We start from the raw sequence: 3,126 nt of genomic DNA, 5'->3' as shown, positions 1-3,126 counted from the left end.
CCAGGAGGTCGCGCTGCTGGATGGGCGACGCTGGGTTGGCAGGGTGCGACGCGGGGTGATTCCGCCGGATCTGCTCATCGACCGGCCGGTTGAGGAACGTGCCCGTACCGGATACGAGGCCCGGGCCATGGTCTGCGAGGGCGGCTGGCCCAGCGGCGTGCCCACGCTTGTCCGGGCGCCCCAGCCGACCGACGAGCCGCTGTCGTTGCCGGTTCTGGTCAGTGTGGGTCTGCCGTTGGAACCGTCCCGCCGGCACACTGTCGCGGGTCCGCTGCGAGACTGGCTGGTGGACCGGCTCGCCGAGACGATCGTCGACCTTGCTGTCGACCTCGGCGCCGGCAGCCCGCCGGGACCGGATGCCGAGCCAGATGTCAGCGCGCTGCCGGACGCTGACACCAGCTCGGTGGCGCCAGCCGGACCGGACCTGTTCGCACTGATCGCCGCGGGGCAGGATCCGGGCATCACCCCGGCAGCGCAGGCGCGCGACGCATTCGACCTGCGGGCGCTCGTGGGTACCGGCCATCCGCCGGCTCATTCGCCGCTGGCGGCGCTCGAGCTCGTCCCGACCGGGCTGCCGGCCGGTGAGGTCGACGCCAGGTTGCGGGACGCCCTCGCGCGGCTGCTACCGGACGCACCGATGTTTCCCGGCGGGCACCGCGGATCCGACTGTGTGGTCTGCGACCTCGGTCCGGCAACCGACCAGGTCACGGCGCTGCTCACGGCCCCGGCAGTGCTCCGGGGACTGCGGCCTGCGGGCGCGCGGTCTGACGATCGTCGCGCGCCCTCTGGTCCTCTGGACGACCGGCCCGAGAACGACGAATTTGGCACCGACGAACTGGGAACCGACAAACCGGGTGACGACGCGGATGGCGCCGTGGACGGCCTGCTGCCGGCGGCCTACGCCGCACGGCATTGGCGGCCGGCCCTCGACGTGCTGGGAGTAGACCGCCTCGACACCGCCGATGTGGTTGAGATTCTCAGCGAGCTCCGCAGACCGCCGTCGTGGTGGGCACGTGCCTATGCGGCACTCGCGACCGCGCCCGACCGGGACGCCCTCGGCGCCCTGCCCGTTCCGCTGGCCGCATCTGCCCCGGACCGGGACCCGGCACCGGACGCTGGGACCGGCCCCGGACCGGACGACACCCGGCTCGGGGTCCGGATGGTGACCGGCCCGCGTGGTCTGCTGCTTCCCACCACCGATCTGGACGTCCTCGCGTTGGTCAGCTCAGGCCTACCGCTGCGGGTCGCGCATCCCGACGCCTGCGCCGGCACGGCCCGCGATGTTCTGCGCACCCTCGGTGCGGTCGAGGGAACCCCCGCGAGTGTGCTGCGCGACGGGTCCGTGGCCGACGCCATCGCCGACATCGACCCCGAAGCGGATCCCGACGCGGCACGCGCGCTGGCCAACGCTGTCCTGGCGCTGGCGCGGGACGCCGGCGATATCGCCGGTGAACTGCCCTGGCTCGCAGATCTGCTGCTTCCCGACACCGATGGCGACTTCAGCCCCGCCGGCGAACTGTTGATCAAAGCTGGCCCCCTCGACCGGGTGCTCGCAAGCGACGCACCGTTCAGCGTCCTCGCCGACGACTTCGCGCGGGCATGGCCGGTGGGCGTGCTGGAAGCGGTCGGGGTACTGCGGACCTTCGCCGTGCTGCATGTCACCGACGTGGGCCTCGACCCGGATGAGCCGGTCCTGCTCGACCTGGACGACAGTGACACCTGGGTGGAGGAGTTGACCGCCCGACTCGAGTCCGAACCCGATCAGGCCAGGGCCGGTGGCGAACCGAGCGCGCCGCCCACGCTGGCGACCTTCTCGGCTGTGCGCGACCTCGAATTCGTCGACCCGTCCCGCTGGCCTGGGGCGCTCGCGGAGCTGGCCCGGCCGCCGCTGCGCGATGTCGTCATGCACTCCGACCGATTGCGCCGGCCGGGGTCCGGCGGCCATGCCCGCGATGCGGATGTGTCGTACACGCGTTGGTGGCTGTCCCGGCACGCGCTGCTTCCGGTCGCCGGATCAACGACCGTGCTCCCCCCGCCCGAGCTGGCGCTGCCCGGCGCAGACCCGCTGCTCGACGGGCTGTTCGCCCCGGCTGCCCCGCTGCCGGGGGTGGATGTCGGCCTGCTGCGCCTCCTCGGTTGCAGGCTTACCCTCGCCGACGTCCTGAGCGATCCGGATGCGGTGCTCGACCTGCTCGACCGGCTCGGCGATGCCGATCGGGACGTGCCATGGCCGGCGGCGCGCCTGCTGTACATGGCGGCCGTTGACGCCGCCGCGGCGCTCCCCCGCGCGGAGGTACCCGACCACGATCCGGCGAGGAGCATCGACCCTCCGCTGACCGTCCGCACCCCGAACGGCGTGGTGCGGACATCCGATGCCGTGATCGTGGACGCGCCGGACCTGATGCCGCTGCTCGGGGCCGGTCGCGGTGCCCTGCGGATGCCGCTGGACCGAGCGGCCGAGGCATCCCTCGTACTCGGCGTACCGCTGCTTTCGTCCCTCGGTGACTGTGACGTCGTCTCAACGCCGCCGTCACCGACGGATACGGCGCCGGACGGTACGCCGTATCTGTCGCATGGGCGTCTGCTCGTGGCCGACGTCGACGGTGAACCAACGCCCGTCGCGTGGCGGGTGCTCGGTGGCATCGGGGGGGAGATCCACGTCGACGCGAGTGCCGGAACGAACGCGCTGGCGCGGGCCCTGGCCTGGCATGCCGGCACCTGGGACCGCCGGCACGCCATCGCCGAGGCGTTGCGCGAACCGGCCGGTGACGATCAGCGTCAGGCCGAAGCCGACCTCGACGACTCCTGAGCCGGTGTGTCACGACCCGCATCAACGTTCAGAGCCCGGCACGGAGGCGCCGGCGACGGCGACGGCGTGCTAGCGACGCAGGCGGTTGCGGCGGCGGGATGTGACCGCGATACCCAGCAGGCCGAGCGCCGCGCCGACGGCCGCGGTCGCGATCCACCACAGGTGGCCGTCCGCCCGCAGGCTGTTCCAGAACGGCAGCAGCACCACCAGGGCGACCAGCCACAGAATCGTACCGACAGTCACTGACGCCACACCGTCATAGGGCAACGGTTCCAGCTCCCGGCGCCCAGCCGGCGGGGTCACGCTCATATCTGCTG

2 protein-coding genes are annotated in these 3,126 nt (G+C 72.5%); one reads left to right on the top strand and one right to left on the bottom strand.

Features of this window, described 5'->3' with window-relative positions; translation table 11 throughout:
* Positions 1-2,809 (top strand): molecular chaperone Hsp90 (locus tag U9980_RS10780; protein ID WP_322767785.1); only part of this gene is annotated, 2,809 nt, incomplete at its 5' end.
* A 69-nt stretch (positions 2,810-2,878) separates the two neighbouring features.
* Here the strand turns inward: U9980_RS10780 and U9980_RS10775 are convergent.
* Complete coding sequence (locus tag U9980_RS10775; RefSeq protein ID WP_322760653.1) at positions 2,879-3,118, bottom strand: DUF2530 domain-containing protein; 240 nt, start codon at positions 3,116-3,118, stop codon at positions 2,879-2,881.
* Positions 3,119-3,126: the final 8 nt, after the last annotated feature.

The organism is Protofrankia sp. Cr1, assembly GCF_963555865.1.
Taxonomy (GTDB): Bacteria; Actinomycetota; Actinomycetes; order Frankiales; family Frankiaceae; genus Protofrankia.
The sequence above is the reverse complement of the archived record's forward strand: the minus strand, read 5'-3'. Positions and strand labels throughout refer to the sequence as shown.